The following is a 19180-nucleotide window of genomic DNA, read 5'->3' on the forward strand; positions in this document are numbered from 1 at the left end:
GTTGAACGTCGCTCACGAAACCGAGCGAAGACGGAGGTAAAAATGCGAGCAAACTGGCTGCCCGTGCGGCTGACATTGGTGGTATTGGCAGCCGTTTCAGTTCAGGCGCACTCCGAGTCGTGCGTCGTGCACAGTCAGGGCGAGCGACTGGACGTCAAGGTGTGTCAGGAGAACCTGACCATTCCGGCGGACCTGTTCCACGATGGCTTCTGCAAACCGCAGCTCAAGGATCAGGAAGTCGAAGTCACTTACATGCAGCAATGCCCGACCGGCTCATTCGGCCAGTGCAGCAACGCGCAAGTCGCCAATATGCCTTATCGGCAGAACATTCACTATTACGGCGTAGCGAGCGACGCTGCTTTCCTCAAGCCGTTTTGCGAGCAACAGAGCAAGGGCGTGTGGAAAGAACAGTAACTATCGCTTGCCACACGACCCACCGCAGCCGTCGGCGTCAGGCCACCTCGCCATACCAGTCACCGAACGGATCGGCGAACTCACTCCAGCCCTCGACGCCCCTGCTCATTTCCGCGTCGGTCAGCAGGCAGTCATCCAGCGACGCTTTAAGCAGACCAAAATCGATGTGCTGACCAATGAAGACCAGCTCCTGACGACAGTCTCCGGTTTGAGCGGTCCAGCTTCGCATGATCACTTGCGTGCTTTCGTCGTCCTGCGGCCACTGCGCCCTGGGCACGAAACGCCACCAGCGCCCGGCAAATCCGTGACGCATCAGCCCTCCCGCCTGTGACCAGCTGCCAGCGTCCTGATGCTTGCTCGCCAGCCAGAAGAACCCCTTGGAGCGCAACAGCCTGCCGTTGGTCCACGGCTGGTTGATGAAGTCGAAAAAGCGCTGTGGATGGAAAGGTCGACGTGCGCGATAGGCCGTTGATACAATGCCGTACTCCTGAGTTTCCGGCGTGTGTTCACCACGCAGTTCCCGCAGCCATCCTGGCGCTTGTGCCGCGCGCTCGAAGTCGAACAGCCCGGTGTCGAGGATTCTGCCCAGCGGCACGGCACCCATGACCATCGGCAGAATGTGCGCCTGACTGTTGAGGCGCTTGAGGATTGCCATCAACTCTTGCCGATCGGCGGCGCTGATCAGGTCGATCTTGCTGACCAGAATCACATCCGCGAACTCGACCTGCTCAATCAATAGATCAGTGATGGAACGTTCATCTTCTTCGCCCAATGTTTCGCCGCGCGTCGCCAAGCCTTCCGCAGCCTGATAGTCCTGAAGGAAATTCAACCCATCAACAACGGTCACCATGGTGTCGAGCCGAGCGACGTCCGCCAGACTGCGTCCCTCCTCGTCTCGAAAAGTGAAGGTCTCGGCCACGGGCAGCGGTTCGGAAATCCCGGTCGATTCAATCAGCAGGTAGTCGAAACGGCCGTCACGCGCCAACCGGCTCACTTCTTCCAGCAAGTCTTCACGCAGGGTGCAGCAGATGCAGCCGTTGCTCATTTCCACGAGCTTTTCTTCGGCCCGGTTCAAGCTGACATCGCGCTGCACCTCGCTGCCGTCGATATTGATTTCGCTCATGTCATTGACGATGACAGCGACGCGCAAATTTTCACGGTTGCGCAGCACATAGTTCAGCAGCGTACTTTTGCCGGCACCCAGGAAGCCGGACAGCACGGTTACAGGAAGGCGATTCATGGGCATCTCATCAGATAGCAGGTTGGGACGCTTTTTACGTTATAGTATAACAATACAAACGTGCTAATACTTTTTTGAGTTGATGCGATGCTCAGGGTTTCAGGTGTTGTGGCGGGAATGATGGCGGCATTGACCGTGCTCTCAGGCACGCAGGTTTCAGCCGCAGTGCCATCGGCTCGGCTCGATCAGGCGCTGTGCACTCGCACGGCAACGCTGCTGGCGTGTGCCGATGCCTACGACAACAGCTACAGCGTGGCGATGTCGGGAGAAACGATGTTTTTGCGCGGTTATGAAGGCGAAGCCAAGCGCCGCTGGGCGCAGACCAACAGCCGCTATGGCTCGATGACGTTTTTCACCGGGCTCGCCTCGGATGGCGAAGTCTGGGTCGGATACACCCTGAAGGTCGGCTGGACCACAGTCAGCCGAGTCTCAAGCTCCAGCGGCAGCCGGAGCAAGATCACTTGCAGTCGCGTGACGGGCTGTCGCTGAACACCAGCCCAATTCGAAGCGTGGCCGTACGCTGATCAGACGATGGCTTGCTCAGCGGCCTTTTGTTCCTGGCGCCAGGCGATGAAGGACCCCGCCGGAGGATTGCGCTCGAAATACGTCTTCATGCCCTCGAACAAGCCGTCGGCAACGGCCTGCTGATGCCGTGCGGTGACCAGTCGCTGGCTGTCCCGGCTGTTGGAGATGAATCCGGTTTCAACCAGGATGGACGGAACATCCGGTGATTTCAGCACGGCAAATCCGGCCTGTTCCACGCGTTTCTGGTGCAGCGTGGTGACGCCTTCCAGACTGCCGAGCACGGTGTGTCCCAGTTGCAGGCTGGCAGCAATAGTGGCGTTCATCGACATGTCGAGGATGACCCCCGCCAGCATCGGGTCTTTGTCTTTCAGGTTCAACAGGCTGTTCGCCCCGATGAGGTCCGCGCCGTTCTCACGCTGCGCCATGAATCGCGCCGTCGCCGAGGTGGCGCCATTCTCGGACAACGCGAATACAGAAGCACCCGACGCCGTGAGCCGAGGTGCAGCGTCCGCATGCACGGAGATGAACATGTCGGCGTTATATTTGCGGGCGATGTCCACGCGTTTGCGCAGCGGCACGAAGAAGTCATCATTGCGCACCAGCCGCACATCAAAGCCCTTTTCGCGCTTCAATCGCTTGGCCAGCAGTTGCGCGATAGACAGCACGACGTCTTTCTCACGCTCGCCTTTTGAGCCCACGGCACCAGGATCTTTTCCGCCGTGACCCGCATCGACCACCACCATGATGTCGCGCTTGGGGTGCTGTTTGTCGACGACGGGAGCAGATGGCTGCTTGACCAGCGGCGCGGCAGCCGCAAGTTGAACGGGCGAATGAGCGGCCGCGTCACTTCCAAGATCCAATACTAGACGGTTGCCCTGCGCGCCTTCTGGCCCCAACAGAAAACTATTGAGCTGCACCGGCGACTGCAGGTCCAGGACGATGCGCGTGTCACCCTGACCAAAATGGCCCGAGCGAATCGCTTTGATGGGGGTGTTCTCCAGTGCCAGCTGACTGAAGTTGCCTTCAAGCCGTGCGCCACTGACGTCGATGATGATCCGCTCGGGCGCGCTGAGGGTGAAGGTCTTGTACTGCACAGGACCGCTCAGGTCGAAGACCAGCCGCAGTTTGCTATCGGAGCGCCAGAGTCGTGCGCTGCGAATCTGCGTTGCGTTGACTGAAAACGGGAGCGCACAAGCAACGCTGGCTAAGAGCATGTTGAGCAGCATTTGACGTCGATGCATGACACATTCCAGACAAAGTGAGCATCAGGCTCGAATAAGCAGGTCATTATTAGTAATAATATAACATGCCGAGACAAGGCCAAAGATGAAGCTTTTTACAGAAATGGGGCCTGTTTTAGCCGATCAAACAATGAGTAACGGGTAAAACATCAGATAAAACAACAAGATGTTCCACGTGGAACACGGCCGGGATAGAAGCTAAGACGCCCCGGCTGGCGGGGCGCAGATCGGTGTGAATAATTAGGTGCGAGGTTTGACAGTGCCGCAGTTTTGCCCCAGCCAGACGGCCTTGGTATCCATGCTGCCATTCTGCTGTTGACCCGTAGCGTTGAAAGAGCCAACGACGTGGGTGTTAAACGCGCGATCACTCAAGAACTGCGCAGTGCCCGTACCCTGAGCACGTGGGCAGCTGAATTTGAATTTCCAGGTCGGGCCATTCTTGTCGGTGATCTGCTGCGTGCAGCCGGTCTTGGGATCTGTCAGGGGAATCTGCTCATTTTTCACCTGCTCAGGAGTCAAGCAAACGCGAACGCCTTGCCCACCGAGCGTAATCCCTTGTTTTGCCAGCATTTGTTCCATAGCCGCTCGTTGTTGCGGCGCCATCATTTGCAGCTGAGCGAGCATGACCTGCATGTCGGGCATCTGTTGCCCATCGACCTGCATGTTGCTCGAGGTCAGCTCCCACAGTCCCGGCTGCAGCACCTGCGCTTGAGCGAACGGCGCAGCCAGACATACCATCAACGCCAATACGCGCTTTTTCATGAATCGGATTCCTTTTTGCTCTGAGGCAGTTTCAACGCGGCCCATTGGAGCCGTCGGACGATGAGCTTTAGACGACGAATCGGATAACCAGTTGCAGCACCAAGAAAATAGCGACAATCCCCGCGCACTGTGGTCTGTTAAACACCAATACGCCATAAGCTCAAGGTTGCGCATGGATTATCACAGCCCGTATTTCTTTGGCTATTTGATTGGCTTCACTCACCTTCTGGGCATCGTAGCAGCGATACACGCCCTATTGACGGTGCGCACCGCTCAAGGATCGATCGCTTGGGCAATGCCGCTGATATTCATCCCCTACATCACGCTTATTCCGTATCTGGTTTTTGGCCGCAGCACATTCGATGCGTACATCAAGGCGCGTCGTCAGGCGAACAACGAGATGCGCAACGCCATTGTCGACTTCAACTGGAAACCCTGGATCGAGGAAGCGGTGGCCGCCAGACGCTCGGACGCCTATGCCTCCTTGCGCGCGATGCCCAAGTTGGGGCGCATGCCGTGCCTGGCCAACAATGAAGTGAAACTGTTGATCAACGGTGAAGCGACCTTCGCCGCGATTTTCGACGCTATCCGTGCCGCTAAACGAGCGGTGTTCGTACAGTTTTTCATCATTCATGACGATGACCTCGGACGTCGTTTGCAAACCGTGTTGCTGGAAAAGGCTGCAGAAGGCGTTGAAATCTTCGTGCTATATGACCGGATCGGCAGTCATGCGCTGCCGGCAAAGTATGTGGAAAAACTTCGCGCCGGCGGTGTCCAGATCAAAGCCTTTGCCACACGCGGCGGGTGGCTCAATCGATTCCAGATCAACTTCCGCAACCACCGCAAGATTGTCGTGGTGGACGGAGTGAAGGGCTTCGTGGGCGGGCATAACGTGGGCGACGAGTATCTGGGCCTCAAGCCGCCGCTGGCGCCTTGGCGTGACACCCACGTGGCGGTCGTCGGTCCGGTGGTGGCATGTCTGCAAGAGTCGTTCGCCGAAGACTGGTTCTGGGCAACCCGCCAGTTGCCGCCGCTGATACTGCCGGACAGCTATCCGGAGGATGGCGTGCTGTGCCAGTTCCTTGCAACCGGGCCGGCGGACGCGCAGGAAACCTGTTCACTGTTCTTTGTCGAGGCGATTCATGCCGCCACGGAGCGCGTGTGGATCACCACGCCGTATTTCATTCCAGACGAGGCCGTGTCAGCGGCATTGCGCCTGGCAGTGCTCAGAGGCGTCGATGTGCGCCTGTTGCTGCCCTCGCGCCCCGATCATTACACCGTGTACGCCGCTTCCAGCCTGTTCGCCTTCGAAGCCGTGCGAGCAGGTGTGCGGATGTTTCGTTATCAACCAGGATTCCTGCATCAGAAAGTAGTGCTGGTAGACAACGCGATCTCGGCGATCGGCAGCGCCAACCTGGACAATCGTTCATTCCGGCTGAATTTCGAGCTGATGCTGCTGACGGTCGATGAAGATTTCGCCCGCGAGGTAGAGGCGATGCTCAGCGATGACTTCGCCCAAGCGCACGAAATCTCGATCGAGGAAAGCAAGGAGACTCACCATCTGCAGCAATTGGGGATGCGCGTGGCACGCTTGATATCGCCGATTCTCTGATGGCTTGAGGGGTCAGCGGCAGGAGCGCTTCCCGCGTTGCCGGAGCACAGCCGAACCGTTTCGGTCGACTGTGCATCCCCTCACGACTGAAGCTGACTGCCGCTTGAACTCATGGCCGACGTATCAGGCGTAAAGATCGTCTCGCGTCCAGGGCAGGTCATGGCCGCCATCGGCGCGCGGTTTGACTGCAAGAATCTGGTGCAGATTGATCCAGCCCTTGGAGAACGCGTAAGCACACCCGGCCAGGTACAGGCGGAAAATCCGCAGCGCCTGCTCAGGCACCATCGCCGCAGCGACATCGAGCTTTTCTTCCAGCCGCATGCTCCAGTGATCGAGCGTCCTGGCGTAATGCAAACGCAGGCTTTCCACGTCCACCACCTCCAGTCCTGCTTCACTGATGAAACCGGTGATCATCGACAGATGAGGCAATTCACCGTTAGGGAAAACGTAGCGATCAATGAAATCCCCTGCGCCGCGCCCGACAGGACGACCATCCGTGTGCTTGGCCGTGATGCCATGGTTCATCACCAGGCCGCCCTCCTTCACTGCGTCGAACAGGCACTTGGCGTACAGGTCGAGGTTGGCGTGGCCCACGTGCTCGAACATACCGACACTGACGACTTTGTCGAACCGGCCATCCTTGGGCAAATCGCGATAGTCGAGCAGTTGCAGTTCAACCTGACCTTCCAGACCTTCGGCCTTGACCCGCTCCTGCGCCAGCGCCAGTTGCTCGCGGCTCAAGGTGATGCCGAACGCTTTGACGCCGTATTCACGCGCCGCAAAGCGCGCAAGACCGCCCCAGCCACAGCCGACGTCCAGCAGATATTCGCCCGGCTTCAAACGCAGCTTGCGGCACAGATGATGAAATTTATCCTGTTGCGCCTGCTCAAGCGTCTCGTTGCCGGTCTTGAAGTAGGCGCAGGAATAGACCATCTCCTTGTCCAGCCATAGCTGGTAGAAATCGTTGGAAAGGTCGTAGTGGTAGGAGATGGACTTGGCGTCGGTTTCTTTGTCGTGCTCGGTCCGGACCGGCGCGACGTCGTCGTCCTCGTCCACCAGCGCGGCAGTCAACTCGTCGCAGACCCGCATGACTTCGCTGATCGAGCCTTCGAGCTCAAGCCGCCCTTCAACGAACGCGCTGCCCAGAAGGTCCAGGCTTGGGTGAGTGAAATCGGACACCAGCGAGGGATCCTTGACGACAATCGTGACGCTGGGGTCGGCCCCCAATTCGACTTCGTTGCCATCCCAAAGCTTGAGCCGCAGTGGTAGATGAAGCTTCTGTAACGCCGGTGGAAGTTGCGCGAGCATTGAGAAATCCCCCTGATCCAGAAACACGGAAAAGGGTAGTCCAAAACCGGCTCCAGAGTAGGAACCGTCAGGCAATCGGCTTACTGCAAATGAAGATCACGAATCTGAAACGGGTACTGCGCTGCTCCCCGGAATTCGAGCCAATTTGAAGCCTGCGATGGAGCACCCTCTTCATGACTGAATCTTAATTTGTTACAGAGTCCTTCAAAGCTCAAGCGAATTTTTATACTTAGCCGGCACCTCTAACCCGCCGCTCTCAGCGTAAGCGCCGGGTTTCAAGGCTTACGAGGGATTGTGAAATTTTCCGATGGGCTCATGGAAACGCAACAAACGGCCGGCATTGCCCAGAACGAGCAGCGTGCTGAGGTTATGCAGCACAGCCGCAATCATGGCGCCGGCAGCACCCAGAACGCCGAATGCAGCCAAGGCGACGATGGCGAGCGTCCAGCCCAGGCCGATGATGACGTTGACCTGCAGCGTCTGCCGACACTGACGGCTCAGGCGGACGCACGTACCGAGGCGACGCAGGTCGCTGCCGATCAGCACGATATCGGCGGACGCCAGCGCGATATCGGCACCGCCTGCGCCCATGGCCACGCCAACGACCCCGGCCTTCAAGGCGAGGGAGTCGTTAATGCCGTCACCGACCACCATCGGCCGAAAACCGCTTTTGATCTCACCCATGACGCGGTTGAGTTTGTCTTCAGGCAGCGCCTGAGCATGGATATCACCGATACCGACCTCGCGGCCGAGGCTGTCGGCGACGCTCTGGCGGTCGCCGGTCAGCAGCAATTGACGTCCCATGCCCAGCTCACGCAGCTCGCTCAAGGCCTGACGAGCTTCGGGCTTGAGGCTGTCAGCCAACAGCAACCACGCCTGGAACACGCCGTTGACCGCAAGGCCTGCAATCGGACCGTCGTGGCTGGGCACTGGCGAGGTGACGATACCCAACTGTGCGAACAGCTCGGGCCGCCCCAGCGCCGCCTCGCCACGCGGGGTCCGCGCTACGACACCCAGCCCCTGCCGCTCGCGAATGTCTTCAAGCGCCAGTAACCGATCCTTCTCGACCAACCCGGCAAGCGCCCGGCTGACGGGATGGCTGCTTGCCGATCCGAGGCTCGCTGCCAGCGCGGTCAGATCGTCATCGGCGCCCTCCTCGGCCTGAACCGATTGCAGGCGCAAGCTGCCGTAGGTCAGCGTGCCGGTCTTGTCGACCACCAATGACGTGAGGTCGGCCAGTTCTTCGAGAAACGCCGAGCTGCGTATCAGAATGCCGTGTCGCGCGGCCACTGCAATGCCGGCAATCGCCGTGGCGGGCGCCGACAGCACCAGCGCGCACGGGCACGCCGCCACCAGCACCGCCAGCATCGCTTGCGCATTATTGGTGATGAACCAGGTGACAGCCGCGATGAGCAAAACCAACACCATGTAACTGCCTGCATAGCGCTCCAGCAGCCGGGTGATCGGTGGCTTCGAGCGCTCGGCGCTCTGCATCAGCGCAATGACCTTGCCCAGCGTGGACTCATTGCCGATGCGCGTCACTTCGATCCGCAGCAGACCATCGAGGTTGATCGCTCCGCCGAACACCTCGATCCCCGCGCGCGCCTCCAGCGGCACCGACTCGCCAGTGATAGGCGCAGTGTCGAGGCTCGCCTGACCGGAGATCACCAGGCCGTCGGCGGGCACACGATCACCGGCTCGCACCTCCACCCGATCACCTGCCACCAGCGATCCGTTGTCGACCTCACGAATCGAGCCATCGGCCGCAATCAGACGCGCGTGACTGCGGGTCAGTTTTCCCAACGCCTGGATCGCTTCCTGTGAACCAATCACGCTGCGCTCTTCGAGGACGTGGCCGAAAATCATGATGATCGGCAGCAGTGCCGCGGTCATCAGATCGCCAGTCGCCCAGGCGCCAAGCATGGCCAGAGCAATCAGTTGATCAGTAATGCCATGCAGACTCGGATAACGCAGGCTATGCCAGCCGGCGCTGACGACGGGAATGGCGACGAGCAGCGATGCGGCGCCAAGCAGCAGCTGGCTGACGCCCACTTGCTCAGGCGCGAAAAAGCGCCACACCAGCCCCAGCGCAAGCAAACCGAGCGCCAGCATCGCGAGGGTCAACTGGCGAGCGGCGCTGCGCTGTTCGCTGCGCGTGAGCATGCTTGCCTGAGCAGGCGCATCGTCGTGGGTATGGTCGTGTGTGTGAACGGCTTCGCCACTCATTTGTCAGCTCCCTGAATGATCAGGCGTGAATCGTCATGGGGATCGACTGTGGTCACCGAACCTGCCTGCCTGAGAATGCCCGGAACACGCTCGCGATAAATGCGCAGCAGCAGGCCTGGATCGCTCTTGTTCTGGATCGATTGCGCCAGCCCGGTGACCGTCGCGGTGTCGGTCTGGGCTTTGGCCAGTCGCTCCGATGCCTGTGCATGCGCCACTTGCAACGTGCGGTCAGCCTGCTGGTTCGCCGTCTGCTTGAGCTTTTCGGCGTCGGTGCGAGCGTTCGCGACCGCCTGATCGGCTTGCTGGCTGGCGGTCAGGACTGCATTGAACGCATTGACGGCAGCGGCAGGCAGGCTGGATTGCACGTCCACCCGCACGATCTCCACGCCCAGCCCTGCGCCGGTTTGAGTCAGGTCGCTCAGACGCGCGTTGATGCCCTGAACGAGATCGCCGCGCAGACGCTCACGGCGTTCGGCGGACTGACTGTCGGAGCCCACCAGCTCGGGCCGCGCGACCAGGATGGTGTCCAGATCCCGCGCAGCCGTGAGGCTGACCGCACTGCGATTGACCAGACGGTCCAGCGCCGGCAGCACATGCTCGCCCTGAAGCACATACGCCCGAGGGTCGGTGACCCTGTAATAAGCGGTGACATCCAGTTGCACGACACCGGCATCTCCGGTCAGCAAATAGCCGGAGCCTGCCAGCGCGTCGCTCATCGGCGTCGCGAAACTGGTGACTTTGTCGGCGGCCAGCGCAGTGGGCGAACGCAACAGCGTTTCCACGTGACGTTCGATCACCCGATCTGCCGACGGCAGCAGCACCACTTGTTCGAAGGGTTGCGGCCAGGCCAGCAACAATCCGGCATTCTGCACACGATCCAGTTCGCCAAAACGAAACACCACGGCGCGGTTCTGGGGATCGATTTGCCTGACGTTGGAAACCGCCCAGCCGAGCGCCGCCAGCAGTGTCACCACGTACAACCCCAGAAAAGCCAACCGGCTGGCTTGCAGCCAAGGGCTGTTGACCACCGGACGATCGATCTGCACCGAGTCCTGCTCACTCATGGTTGCGTTCCAGCCTTGCCGTCCAGGGTCGGCGGGCCGTCGACCAGCACTCTGAAAGGCGCGGCATCGGTGCGCAGAATCAACTTGGTGCTCGGTCCAACCACCGTTCCCAGCGTGTCCAGCGAGCGCAGCAGATTATAGAGCTGTGGCGAACCTGCGTACGCGCGGCCATAAATCTGCGCGGCCTCAACACGGGACTGCGCCTCGATGTCCGCAGCTTTGACGGTCGCGTCAGCCTCGACGATACGAGCGTCGCGCTCGGCTGCCGAGCGGATCTGCGCCGCCTCGCGCTTGCCGATCGCCGTACGTTCGGTGGCGATGGTTTCACGTTCGGCGCGCATACGGTCGACGGTTGCATTGAGGGTCACAGAGGGCAGTGTCAGGCGCTCGACCCCCACCTGCAGGACGCGCACACCATAGGTCGTCAGCAACTGCTTATCGATCTGCTGGCGCAGCTGGTTCTCGAAATCGGCGATGCGCACCTCACTGGAATCGGTGTTGATGAGGCTGGACAGATCGAAGCTGGCGGCCGTCGTTTCAAGAGCCGAGCCGACGAAGGTGCGGATCTGCCGCGCCGCTTCGTCAGGTTGATTTTGCACGGCACGCATGAAGCGCTTCACGTTGTCCGGATCACCCTGGACCTGCCAGGCGACATACGCCTGAACGATGATGCGCAACCCGTCCCGCGTGCCGACGTCCTGAAGACCGCTTGAGGTCGTGCGCAGACGCAGATCGACCGGGATCGCCGCTTCGAACGGCGCAGGCCAGCGCCAGCTCAGGCCAGGATCGAGCAACACCCGCGCGGGATTGCCAAAGCGCGTGACAACGGTTGCCTCCCCCGAGCGCACCTGCACCAGGCTGGCGGCCGCAACGGCAAAGGCAATGAGCACCGCCGCCAGCGCAGCACGGCGCCAGGGGAATCCGACCGGGCTGGACGCGTCGTCGTGATGATGGCCATGGTGATGACCGCCGTGGCTATGACCGGCATGGTCGTGATGATCGTGGGAATGAAACAGACTCAAGGGACGACTCCTTATTCAGCCAGTGGCTGGTCAATCGCTTTAGGCGACGCCGCTGGGTCGGCCGGGAGAGTGAAGGTACGCAAATCGATGGTGGGGGCACTGCTGCCACCGAGGCGGTGGTCGAGGACAAGCACTTTGGCGTGGGTCAGGCCTTGAGTGAGCTGACTCAGGTACTGCTCGAGCAGAAACGCCTGGCCGGCCTTGGCATAACCTTGCTGTTCCGCGCTGAAGCGCAAGTCTGCACTTTGCGCGGTGGCCATGACCTCGCGAGAACTGGCAGCCGCTTGATCGTGAGCGACGCTGGCATGCAACTGCGCCAGATTAGCCTGATCGGCAGCGGCGCCGCGCTCGCGGGAAATCAATGCCTGAGCACTGATCTGGGCGGCCTGGACAGCGTGATAAGCATTGGCCGCTCCGGCGGGCGGGTGAATGGACTCCACGACTGTCGCAAGAATTTCCACGCCGCTGTCGAGCTTTTTCAGATCGCGCTGTACGGCGTCGCCGATGTCGGCGGACAGATCGGTTCGCTGCTCACCCAGCAACTCGTCGAGCGTCCGGGAAGCGAAATCATGCACCAGCACCCGGCTGGCAGTGCTGCGAATCAGGCTTGGAATATCGGCACTGTTGTAGGTCGCCGCCAGGGCTGCCTGATCGGTCAAACCGATGCGGTAGACGAAGCGCACGTCCATGTTAACGATCTGAAAGCTCTGCTTGTCCCCGGAGCCGCTGGCGATCACCTGAGATTTGTCGTTGATGTGGGTGGCGTCCCATAAACGATTGGCAATGGCCGGAGGCGGACCTTCGGCCGGATTAAGCGTCTGCGTCGTTGCGCCGCCTTCAGTGCTGGTCGCCAATTCATGAACCACGCCGTTTTCTACTGGCAGCACTGTCCCGAAGGGCCAGGGCAGCCCAGCGTGAAGGCCTGGCCCCATGACTTCCACGGGTTTGCCAAAGCGTTCATAGATGCCCCTGCCCTGCATCGGTATCTCGTGCACGCCGCTCAACGCCCAACCCAGCGCGAGGATGACGCCAAACACCGGCAGGAAGGCCCGGCGCATGTAGGTAAACGCCCAGATCTGCCGCAAGTCGATGCCGAAACGGTTGTGCAGTTCGTCCTGCAGCGCGGTCAGTGGTTGCGGCGGCCAGCGCAGCAACCCTGCCACGAAGCTGTGCGCGACAAACCGAGGCTCCATGCGTTCGTTGCGCGGACTGAAAATCGACAGCAGCGCGCGCAGCAACAGTTCGACCGCAACCAGCCCAGGCAGCACGCCGATCAACACCGCCAGGCGAGTCGGCCAGACGCGATCAGCCGAGGCGAAAAACAGGCAGAACGCTGCGATCAGGAGCGTGCCAATAGCCATTCGCGTGATCTGCCCCAGTTGCTCTGCCTCGGGCCAACTGGCCTTTGCCTCGTTGCTGAGCTGACGCTCGATCACCAGCAGCCCGAAGCCGATGAGCAGCAACAGCCCGCCGACCACATTCCCCACCAGGCCGACATTGCTGCCGACCAGCGAGAAATTCCAGACCATCAGGATGCTGATGAGGGCCAGCAACGTCCAACCGGCCAGCCAGAAAACCGGCAAGCCGATCTGCCCGATCATTGAAGTACCCGACTCGCTGATGCGTCCCAGCAACCGGTCGTACCAACCCGGCTCCGGGCCTTCAAGCAATCCGTCCTGCGGACCTTCCGGCGACTGCTCAGGCGAGATGACCCGGGCGCGCCAGAGGCTGACCACTTCTGCCGACTGCAGCGCAGATGCAAGCACCAGCAGGCTCGCGGCGCTGTTGGTGATGACGGCAGTCCACAGAGAATCGGGGGAAAAAAGATCAACGAACAGCGACACTACCAGGCCCAGCATGCCCATGGCGCCAAGGATCAGCGTCAGACGAGAAAGCCGTTTGCCATGGAAAGCAGCGCGCTGAAATCGCGGCAGACTGACAGGCGATACGTCCTCGTTATCAAGATCAACCCGCATCGATACTCCATAAACCGCTAACCGCTGTTGTCATTACTGTCCTGCCACCCATGCTGCATTGATGAAACACGCCGATACACTTGAATAGGGGCGTTACGATATAACAAAAATCGTGAAATTTTCGTCCTGATTACCCGGGTTAGCCCTCAAATTTCAGCGGCGGACAGCAAGCAGACAGGTGCCCTTTGACTACAAGATTCAAAGTGCCATCAGTCACGCAGAAATCCTCGGAAATCTGCACTAAGCTGCCACAAAGTTATCCACAGGGAGCAGACCTGCGATGACAACCGCCACGCTGCAGAAATGGCTGCATCCGCTGGCCAGAATGTTGTTCGACGACGGTGTCCGCGCCGTGCATGTCACGCTCTGCGCCGGACTGATTTCAGTGGCCGTGGGCGCGCTCGTGGCAGCGTTCGCCTTTCACCTATGGATCTTCGCGTTAATCCCGATCTGGATCGTCATCCGCATGATTTTCGGCGTCATCGAAACACAGCTGGTGAGTGAGTTCGGCCAATCATCCAGGGCAGCCACCTGCGCCCGCGAACTGAGCCGCGTGGTGGCTGAAACGGCTCTGGCACTGCCGTTTTCAGTGGTGCCCAAGATCAGTCTGCTGCTGGTCCTGCTCGTGGCATGGCTGTCGATCCTGAGTGAGTTCGCTGGCTTGCTCGGTCCCCTTGTCAAGGCTTCACGGCGTCGGGAGGGGCCTCTGCCTGGCAGCATTCGACTGCTGATATTCGCCGTGTTCGGGACCACTCTGGCGCTTGGGTACCTGCCCACGGCCGCAATCAATATCGTGCTGGCCGTTATGGCCGTGTTGCTGGTGATAACGATCGGCAGACGGATCCGTCACGCGCTGCATGAAGTCACGCCGCCGGCGCCTACCTCATAAATGGCGAATCGGCACCTCACTGCTCTGTTCAATGATCTTGCATACACACTGCTAACAATTTATCCACAGGGTTCATTTGCAGCCACTGCATACGGCACCGTTTGCCGAACAGAGAATATTATGATCATAATATTGCCAATTCCGGTCTTCCGGGACTTTTCCGAAGAGCGGTCTACGCTTCCCTCCATTGTCGATTTTCTCTCCAGGAGTGCGCTTCATGAGTAATTACGATGTGGTCATCATTGGCGGCGGCCCAGGCGGCTACAACGCGGCCATTCATGCAGGTCAGAAAGGTCTGAAAGTCGCGTGCGTGGAGGGCAGGGAAACACTGGGTGGTACCTGCCTGAACGTCGGATGTATCCCTTCCAAGTCGCTGCTTCACGCTTCGGAACTGTATGAAGCCGCCACCGGAGATGAATTTAAAAAGCTGGGAATCGAGGTCACGCCCACTCTGAATCTGGGGCAGATGATGGCGCAGAAAGCCGAGAGCGTGACCGGCCTGACCAAGGGCATCGAATTTCTGTTTCGCAAGTACAAAGCCGAATGGATAAAAGGCTGGGGGCGTCTCGCTGGCCCCGGCAAAGTCATCGTCACCGACGCCAGTGGCAGCGAGACCGAACTCACCGCCAAGGACATCATCATCGCTACCGGCTCTGAGCCGACGCCGCTGCCAGGTGTGACCATCGACAACAAGCGCATCCTCGACTCGACCGGCGCGCTGTCGTTGAGCGAAGTACCGAAGCATTTGGTAGTGATTGGCGCAGGCGTCATTGGTCTGGAACTGGGCTCGGTCTGGCGCAGGCTCGGCGCCAAAGTCACTGTCGTGGAGTTCCTCGACCACGTGGCACATGGATCGGACCTGGAAGCCGGCAAAACGCTGCATCGCTCACTGTCGCGTCAGGGCATGAATTTTAAGCTCAGCTCGAAAGTCACTTCCGCCGTCGCCAGCGATGCGGGTGTCAGTCTGACCGTGGAACCTGCAGCCGGTGGCGAAGCAGAAGTCATCGAAGCGGATTACGTGCTGGTCTCCATCGGCCGTCGGCCTGTTACGAAGGGGCTGGGCCTGGAAACAGTCGGCCTGGAAGTCGACAAACGAGGGGTGCTGGCCAACAAAGGTCATCGCACGGCCGTGGACGGCATTTGGGTGATCGGCGACGTGACGTCCGGGCCGATGCTCGCGCACAAAGCCGAGGACGAAGCGGGAGTGTGCGTCGAACGTATCGTCGGCAAGAAGGGCGAACTCAATTACAACCTCATCCCCAACGTGATTTACACCTGGCCGGAACTGGCGAGCGTGGGCAAGACAGAGGAGCAGTTGAAGGAAGAAGGCCGCGCATACAAGGTAGGAAAATTTCCTTTCAGCGCCAACAGCCGGGCGAAGGTCAATCACGAGACCGACGGTTTCGCCAAGGTACTGGCCGATGAAAAGACCGACGAAATCCTTGGTGTTCATCTGGTAGGCCCGAGTGTCAGCGAGATGATCGCCGAATACTGCGTTGCGATGGAGTTTGCCGCTTCCGCCGAGGACATCGCCCTGACCTGCCACCCTCACCCGACGCGTTCGGAGGCCTTACGTCAGGCAGCGATGGGTGCTGGTGGCCACACGACGCAGGCGTAGTTTCCGATGCCCTGAAATGAACTGAGGCGTGAGCGTGCTCACGCCTGCAGGAGTGCGGCGCTCAAACCGGCAAATGCCCCAGCGGCAAAGGCCCTTGCGCCTTGAGCGTGCGGATGGCGAAGCTGCTGCGGATATCCCTGACGCTTGGCATTTTCAGCAGCGTGTCGCTCAAAAACTGGTCGTAGCCACGCAGGTCCGGTACGACAACGTGCAGTAAAAAATCCGACTCTCCTGACACCAGATAGGCCGAAATCACCTCAGGCAGTGTCGACACCGCCTGGTGAAATTTCTGCGCTTCATCTTCGTGATGGCGATCGACTTTCACCCCGACGAACACCGTGAGCCCCAATCCCAACGCCTCGGCATCGAGCGTTGCCTGATAGCCGCGGATCACGCCCGCCTCTTCCAGATTGCGGACCCTTCGCAGACATGGCGATGCCGAAAGTCCGATTTCATCGGCCAATTGGACATTCGTCAAACGACCATCCCGCTGCAGTGCGGTCAGAATGCGCCGATCATAAGCATCGAGACGCGAAGTGAGTGAAGTTGGCATAAGCGGTACCTTTTGCAAGCTGAAAGTGGCAGGACATGCCAATAGTTATCGCTTTTGTAGTTGAAGACGCAAGCACCTGCTTCACCCTTCGGCCGTAGAATTTCTTCCATCACTTTCGCTCTGGAGCTGAAACATGGAAGGCATCGCCTTGTTCATTGTTGCCCTGTCGATGGTCTTGCTTCTGCCGGGTCCGGACATGATTCTGCTGCTACAAACCGGCGCACGGCAGGGTCGAGGCAAGGCGCTGGCGACTGCCGTTGGCCTCGCCATTGCGCGGGGACTTCACGTTGCGCTGGCGGCCTCGGGTCTTGCGACACTGTTCAAAGTCTCGCCCTGGACGTTCGAAGTGGTGCGCGTCATGGGCGCTGGTTATCTACTCTGGCTGGGCTTGAAAATGTTCCGCGCCGGTTCAACGGATTCATCCGTCCCGGGCGTTTCGAGTGAACTCGGGATTTCATGGGGAACCGCAATTCTGCGTGGCCTGTTCACCAACTTGCTCAATCCGAAAGCGCTGCTGTTCTGCTCCGTGCTGCTGCCGCAATTCATCGATCTGCAGGATGGCTCGGTGATGGGTCAGTTTTTGAAGTTAGGCGTGATTCTGGTGACGCTCGGGCTGGCATTCGACAGCGTTTACGCCATGACGGGCGGTTGGCTGGGTCGCTGGCTGGCTCGCAGTCATGCTGCACAACGCGTCCAGCAATGGCTTTTTGGCAGCCTGCTGATTGGCTTCGCTGTGCGCCTGGCGCTCATCCAGCAGGCATGAACACCTAACTCGTAACACTCTGAAGACACCCAAGTCGCGACCTGAAACGATTTTTTATCTTTTTTGCGAACAAGATGCCGAGTTTGTTATCTGTTTGTTGGTAATTTGCGTTCGGCAAGGATTGGGAAAGCGCACTTTTTCGTGCAGGAAGGCACAGCATTTCTTCAGAGGCTTCACCTTATGAATCGCAGGAATCTCCTGAAAGCTTCCATGGCGCTGGCAGCCTATAGCGCGCTGCCAGCCTCGGGTCTGTATGCGGCGCGTGCCCTGGCTACGGCGGCCGATGGCGAGATTGAACATTTCGACTTCAAGACTTTGCAACAAACCGCAAAACAGCTGGCCGGCAAGCCTTATGTGAGCACCAAGCAGAACTTGCCACCTACCTTGGCGAACATGACGCCTCAGCAGTTCAATGCGATCAAATACGACGCGGGTCATTCCCTGTGGAATGACGTCAAGGGTCAGCTGGACGTGCACTTTTTCCACGTCGGCGCCGGCTTCAAGACGCCCGTGCGCATGTACAGCGTCGACCCCGCCAGCCAGGAAGCGCGAGAAGTGCATTTCCGACCTGAGCTTTTCAACTACGAAGCCAGTCGTATCGACCAGTCGCAGCTCAAAGGCGATCTGGGTTTCGCCGGGTTCAAACTGTTCAAGGCGCCGGAAATCGCGATCAACGACATTCTGTCGTTCTTGGGCGCCAGCTATTTCCGGGCGATCGACAGCAACAAACAGTATGGTCTTTCGGCTCGCGGGCTGGCGATCGACACCTACGCCCATCGCCCTGAAGAATTCCCCGACTTCACCAAATTCTGGTTCGAGAAGCCGACCAAGGACGCCACCCGCTTCGTGGTCTATGCCCTTCTCGACTCGCCGAGTGCGACAGGCGCTTATCGTTTCGATATCGACTGCCAGGCTGACCGCGTGGTGATGGATATCGACGCGCACATCAATGCGCGCGCCGACATCGAACAACTCGGCATCGCGACCATGACCAGCATGTTCAGCTGTGGCACCCACGAACGCCGCATGTGCGACACCCTTCACCCGGAAATCCATGACTCCGACCGTCTGGCCATGTGGCGCGGCAACGGCGAGTGGATCTGTCGTCCGCTGAATAACCCCGCCAAGCTGCAATTCAACGCATTCGCCGATAAGGACCCCAAAGGCTTCGGCCTGGTCCAGACCGACCACGACTTCAAGACCTATCAGGACACCGTCGACTGGTACCACCGCAGGCCGAGCCTGTGGGTCGAGCCGACCACGGCATGGGGCGAAGGCTCGATCGATCTGCTGGAACTGCCCACCACCGGCGAAACCCTGGATAACATCGTCGCGTTCTGGAACCCGAAAGTGCCGGTCAAAGCCGGGATGTCGATGAATTACGGCTACAAACTGTACTGGAGCCCTCTGCCACCGGTCAGCACGCCGTTGGCTCAAGTCCACGCAACGCGCTCCGGCATGGGTGGCTTCATCGAAGGCTGGGCGCCGGGCGAGCACTATCCGGACGTCTGGGCGCGGCGCTTCGCTGTGGACTTCAACGGCGGCGGTATTGATCGCTTGCCCGAAGGGTCTGGCATCGAGCCTGTGGTGACCGTTTCAAATGGCAAAGTGCAAGACTTCAATGTGCTGGTATTGCCCGATATCAAAGGCTTCAGGGTCACGTTTGACTGGTATCCGACGAGCGATTCGGTCGATCCTGTGGAAATGCGGATGTTCATCAAGACCGGTGATCGCACGCTCAGCGAGACCTGGCTGTATCAGTACTTCCCGCCAGCGCCCGACAAGCGTCGCTACACCTAAGCGACGGAGCCGTGAAAGACGTGAAGTCACTCAGAAAAATGGGTGACCTCACGTTTCTATCGCGTTCTCAATTGATCATTTTTTGCTCACAGCAGCGGTTTGTGTACCAGAAATGAGTCATAGAGGGTCGCTTTAAACGCCCGCCCGATACCCCATAAGCCAGCGTC

The 19180-nt window shown here is 59.5% G+C and carries 16 protein-coding genes; 7 read left to right on the forward strand and 9 right to left on the reverse strand.

Translation table 11 applies throughout. The features are described 5' to 3' along the window. Positions 1-42: 42 nt before the first annotated feature. Positions 43-414 (forward strand): NADH:ubiquinone oxidoreductase, encoded by a 372-nt coding sequence (locus tag BMZ10_RS20370; protein ID WP_093466418.1) that lies wholly within the window; start codon positions 43-45, stop codon positions 412-414. A gap of 37 nt (positions 415-451) precedes the next feature. Here the strand turns inward: BMZ10_RS20370 and zigA are convergent, their stop codons facing one another. Beyond that, positions 452-1654 (reverse strand): zinc metallochaperone GTPase ZigA, encoded by a 1203-nt coding sequence (gene zigA / locus BMZ10_RS20375; protein WP_177182173.1) that lies wholly within the window; start codon positions 1652-1654, stop codon positions 452-454. Between the two features lie 87 nt (positions 1655-1741). On the opposite strand from zigA, the gene BMZ10_RS20380 reads away from it, so the two are divergent. Next, positions 1742-2143, forward strand: coding sequence for a glutamine synthetase (locus BMZ10_RS20380; RefSeq protein ID WP_093466424.1), 402 nt, complete (start codon positions 1742-1744; stop codon positions 2141-2143). A 35-nt stretch (positions 2144-2178) separates the two neighbouring features. On the opposite strand, the gene BMZ10_RS20385 is transcribed toward BMZ10_RS20380, so the two are convergent. Both BMZ10_RS20385 and BMZ10_RS20390 read right to left on the reverse strand, forming a co-directional pair. Then, positions 2179-3420 (reverse strand): N-acetylmuramoyl-L-alanine amidase, encoded by a 1242-nt coding sequence (locus tag BMZ10_RS20385; RefSeq protein WP_093466427.1) that lies wholly within the window; start codon positions 3418-3420, stop codon positions 2179-2181. A 240-nt stretch (positions 3421-3660) separates the two neighbouring features. Then, entirely contained in the window at positions 3661-4182 is a 522-nt protein-coding gene (locus BMZ10_RS20390) for a DUF3617 domain-containing protein (RefSeq protein WP_093466429.1), read from the reverse strand. Positions 4183-4354: 172 nt separating this feature from the next. Between BMZ10_RS20390 and cls the strand changes: the two genes are divergently transcribed. Further along, positions 4355-5794 carry a cardiolipin synthase gene (gene cls / locus BMZ10_RS20395; RefSeq protein ID WP_093466432.1) on the forward strand — a complete coding sequence of 480 codons (1440 nt, stop codon included), beginning with the start codon at positions 4355-4357 and terminating at the stop codon, positions 5792-5794. 123 nt (positions 5795-5917) lie between these two features. Here the strand turns inward: cls and cfaB are convergent, their stop codons facing one another. From cfaB to hflK, 5 genes are all read right to left on the reverse strand, one after another. Then, complete coding sequence (gene cfaB, locus BMZ10_RS20400) at positions 5918-7102, reverse strand: C17 cyclopropane fatty acid synthase CfaB (RefSeq protein WP_093466435.1); 1185 nt, start codon at positions 7100-7102, stop codon at positions 5918-5920. A gap of 282 nt (positions 7103-7384) precedes the next feature. Then, positions 7385-9328 (reverse strand): cation-translocating P-type ATPase, encoded by a 1944-nt coding sequence (locus tag BMZ10_RS20405; protein ID WP_093466438.1) that lies wholly within the window; start codon positions 9326-9328, stop codon positions 7385-7387. Continuing rightward, positions 9325-10392, reverse strand: coding sequence for an SPFH domain-containing protein (locus BMZ10_RS20410; RefSeq protein WP_093466441.1), 1068 nt, complete (start codon positions 10390-10392; stop codon positions 9325-9327). The genes BMZ10_RS20405 and BMZ10_RS20410 overlap by 4 nt, the downstream gene beginning before the upstream one ends. Next, the gene (gene hflC, locus BMZ10_RS20415; protein ID WP_093466444.1) at positions 10389-11414 is read right to left on the reverse strand and encodes a protease modulator HflC; all 1026 of its coding nucleotides are present in this window, start codon (positions 11412-11414) and stop codon (positions 10389-10391) included. The genes BMZ10_RS20410 and hflC overlap by 4 nt, the downstream gene beginning before the upstream one ends. An 11-nt stretch (positions 11415-11425) precedes the next feature. Beyond that, positions 11426-13390, reverse strand: coding sequence for a protease modulator HflK (gene hflK / locus BMZ10_RS20420; RefSeq protein WP_093466447.1), 1965 nt, complete (start codon positions 13388-13390; stop codon positions 11426-11428). Positions 13391-13670: 280 nt separating this feature from the next. Between hflK and BMZ10_RS20425 the strand changes: the two genes are divergently transcribed. Together BMZ10_RS20425 and lpdA are read left to right on the forward strand one after the other, a co-directional pair. Next, positions 13671-14279, forward strand: a complete 609-nt coding sequence (locus BMZ10_RS20425; protein WP_093466450.1) for a hypothetical protein — start codon at positions 13671-13673, stop codon at positions 14277-14279. 217 nt (positions 14280-14496) lie between these two features. Then, positions 14497-15897 carry a dihydrolipoyl dehydrogenase gene (lpdA, locus tag BMZ10_RS20430; protein WP_093466453.1) on the forward strand — a complete coding sequence of 467 codons (1401 nt, stop codon included), beginning with the start codon at positions 14497-14499 and terminating at the stop codon, positions 15895-15897. A gap of 61 nt (positions 15898-15958) precedes the next feature. On the opposite strand, the gene BMZ10_RS20435 is transcribed toward lpdA, so the two are convergent. Continuing rightward, a complete protein-coding gene (locus tag BMZ10_RS20435; protein ID WP_093466456.1) occupies positions 15959-16450 on the reverse strand; it encodes an Lrp/AsnC family transcriptional regulator in 492 nt (163 codons plus the stop codon). A 133-nt stretch (positions 16451-16583) separates the two neighbouring features. Between BMZ10_RS20435 and BMZ10_RS20440 the strand changes: the two genes are divergently transcribed. Together BMZ10_RS20440 and BMZ10_RS20445 are read left to right on the forward strand one after the other, a co-directional pair. Beyond that, positions 16584-17213, forward strand: coding sequence for a LysE family translocator (locus tag BMZ10_RS20440; RefSeq protein ID WP_093466458.1), 630 nt, complete (start codon positions 16584-16586; stop codon positions 17211-17213). 180 nt (positions 17214-17393) lie between these two features. After that, positions 17394-19013 (forward strand): glucan biosynthesis protein D, encoded by a 1620-nt coding sequence (locus BMZ10_RS20445; protein ID WP_093466461.1) that lies wholly within the window; start codon positions 17394-17396, stop codon positions 19011-19013. Positions 19014-19180: the final 167 nt, after the last annotated feature.

The sequence above is a fragment of the Pseudomonas sp. NFR16 genome (assembly GCF_900108875.1).
Taxonomy (GTDB): Bacteria; Pseudomonadota; Gammaproteobacteria; order Pseudomonadales; family Pseudomonadaceae; genus Aquipseudomonas.

What these genes read in the sequence shown, in the direction of transcription:
- BMZ10_RS20370 (WP_093466418.1), top strand. Translation starts at nt 43, where the DNA reads ATGCGAGCAAACTGGCTGCCCGTGCGGCTGACATTGGTGGTATTGGCA.
- zigA (WP_177182173.1), bottom strand. Translation starts at nt 1,654, where the DNA reads ATGAATCGCCTTCCTGTAACCGTGCTGTCCGGCTTCCTGGGTGCCGGC.
- BMZ10_RS20380 (WP_093466424.1), top strand. Translation starts at nt 1,742, where the DNA reads ATGCTCAGGGTTTCAGGTGTTGTGGCGGGAATGATGGCGGCATTGACC.
- BMZ10_RS20385 (WP_093466427.1), bottom strand. Translation starts at nt 3,420, where the DNA reads ATGCATCGACGTCAAATGCTGCTCAACATGCTCTTAGCCAGCGTTGCT.
- BMZ10_RS20390 (WP_093466429.1), bottom strand. Translation starts at nt 4,182, where the DNA reads ATGAAAAAGCGCGTATTGGCGTTGATGGTATGTCTGGCTGCGCCGTTC.
- cls (WP_093466432.1), top strand. Translation starts at nt 4,355, where the DNA reads ATGGATTATCACAGCCCGTATTTCTTTGGCTATTTGATTGGCTTCACT.
- cfaB (WP_093466435.1), bottom strand. Translation starts at nt 7,102, where the DNA reads ATGCTCGCGCAACTTCCACCGGCGTTACAGAAGCTTCATCTACCACTG.
- BMZ10_RS20405 (WP_093466438.1), bottom strand. Translation starts at nt 9,328, where the DNA reads ATGAGTGGCGAAGCCGTTCACACACACGACCATACCCACGACGATGCG.
- BMZ10_RS20410 (WP_093466441.1), bottom strand. Translation starts at nt 10,392, where the DNA reads ATGAGTGAGCAGGACTCGGTGCAGATCGATCGTCCGGTGGTCAACAGC.
- hflK (WP_093466447.1), bottom strand. Translation starts at nt 13,390, where the DNA reads ATGCGGGTTGATCTTGATAACGAGGACGTATCGCCTGTCAGTCTGCCG.
- BMZ10_RS20425 (WP_093466450.1), top strand. Translation starts at nt 13,671, where the DNA reads ATGACAACCGCCACGCTGCAGAAATGGCTGCATCCGCTGGCCAGAATG.
- lpdA (WP_093466453.1), top strand. Translation starts at nt 14,497, where the DNA reads ATGAGTAATTACGATGTGGTCATCATTGGCGGCGGCCCAGGCGGCTAC.
- BMZ10_RS20435 (WP_093466456.1), bottom strand. Translation starts at nt 16,450, where the DNA reads ATGCCAACTTCACTCACTTCGCGTCTCGATGCTTATGATCGGCGCATT.
- BMZ10_RS20440 (WP_093466458.1), top strand. Translation starts at nt 16,584, where the DNA reads ATGGAAGGCATCGCCTTGTTCATTGTTGCCCTGTCGATGGTCTTGCTT.
- BMZ10_RS20445 (WP_093466461.1), top strand. Translation starts at nt 17,394, where the DNA reads ATGAATCGCAGGAATCTCCTGAAAGCTTCCATGGCGCTGGCAGCCTAT.